General features: G+C 60.4%; 2 protein-coding genes. Both read left to right on the top strand.

Annotated features, from left to right (window positions below; all coding sequences use genetic code 11):
* Nucleotides 1–62 precede the first annotated feature (62 nt).
* Nucleotides 63–464 (top strand): helix-turn-helix domain-containing protein, encoded by a 402-nt coding sequence (locus QQL87_RS37205; protein WP_284424093.1) that lies wholly within the window; start codon nucleotides 63–65, stop codon nucleotides 462–464.
* Nucleotides 461–1,318, top strand: a complete 858-nt coding sequence (locus tag QQL87_RS37200; protein ID WP_284424094.1) for an IS3 family transposase — start codon at nucleotides 461–463, stop codon at nucleotides 1,316–1,318. Before QQL87_RS37205 ends, QQL87_RS37200 begins: the two co-directional genes overlap by 4 nt.
* Nucleotides 1,319–1,380: the final 62 nt, after the last annotated feature.

The following is a 1,380-nucleotide window of genomic DNA, read 5'->3' as shown; positions in this document are numbered from 1 at the left end:
CTGGACTGCCCCCCTCAAGTGAGACACGATAATCTCAGTGACAGGCATTCCGAGGATGACCTGTGGCAGCAAGAAGGAAGAACCGTCAGTTTCCGACGGCTTACAAACTGAAGGCGATCAAGCGCGTCGAGCGAGGCGAAGGCGTTCTGCCTGTTGCGCGCGAGCTTGGGATATCGCGCAAGATCCTGCACGACTGGATCAAGGCCTGGAAGGCGCAGGGGCCCGATGGATTGAACCGCAAGCCGGGACCGAAGCCAGGCCCCCGGAAGCTCAAAGCTACCGCAACCTATGACGATAAGAGGTCTGCGCTGACGCGTGCAAATGCTCGTATCGCCGAGCTCGAACGGCTTGTCGGCCGTCAGCAGATGGATCTCGATTTTTTTCGGCAAGCCTTGCGCGCATTGGAGCGGCCGGTAGCGCAAGGCAAACCCGCACCCGCATCATCGAAGTCATCCAAGCCATGACGTCGGAGGCACCGGCGTCCCACGCCGACGTGCAACGGCTCTGCACTCTGGCCGGCCTGCCACGCGCGACCTATTACCGGCATCTCAACAGACGCAGTCGTGAGACGGCCGACTGCGAGCTGCGCGATCAGATCCAACGCATTTGCCTCAAGCATCCATTCTACGGCTATCGGCGCGTGACGGCTACCATCCGACGGAAGGGAATGGTGGTCAATGCCAAGAAGGTGCTCAGACTCATGCGCGAGGATAATCTTCTCGCACAGCGCAAGACGCCATTCCTGAAGCCGCCGGCGGAGCGGCCAAGGGACATTGTCGTCGTGCCCAATCTCGTGCGTGGCCTGGTGCCGTCCGCTCCTGACCAGATCTGGGTCGCGGACATCACCTACGTCCATCTCGCCACGACCTTCGCCTACCTCGCCGTCATTCTCGACGCTTTCTCGCGCAAGGCCGTCGGCTGGGCCTTCGACAACACGCTCGATGCATCACTGGCGATAGCGGCATTGGACAGGGCAATCGAGACCCGCAAGCCGCAGCGCGGCAGCCTGATCCACCACTCCGATCGCGGCGTGCAATACGCCTCGATTGCCTATCGCCAGATCTTGGCAGATCGTGACATCACGATCAGCATGAGCAGGCCGGGCAATCCTTTCGACAACGCCAAGGCCGAAAGCTTCATGAAGACGCTCAAGGCCGAAGAGGTCAACGGCAAGGCATTCTCCGACATCAGAGACGCGCGTCGCCGGATCGAAAGCTTCATCGCGGACGTCTACAACAAAGAACGCCTGCACTCGGCGCTCGGCTACCGATCGCCTCTTGAGTTCGAAGCCGCGTTCGCGCAAAACAAGGTACGATAGCACATCGTGGCAACCGCACTGTCACTGAGATTATCGTGTCTCACTTGAGGGGTGCAGTCCAG

Origin of the sequence: Bradyrhizobium sp. SSBR45G (assembly GCF_030159255.1) — a bacterium.
GTDB lineage: Bacteria > Pseudomonadota > Alphaproteobacteria > Rhizobiales > Xanthobacteraceae > Bradyrhizobium.
Note: the sequence above shows the minus strand (reverse complement) of the source record. Positions and strands in the feature narration are given on the sequence as shown.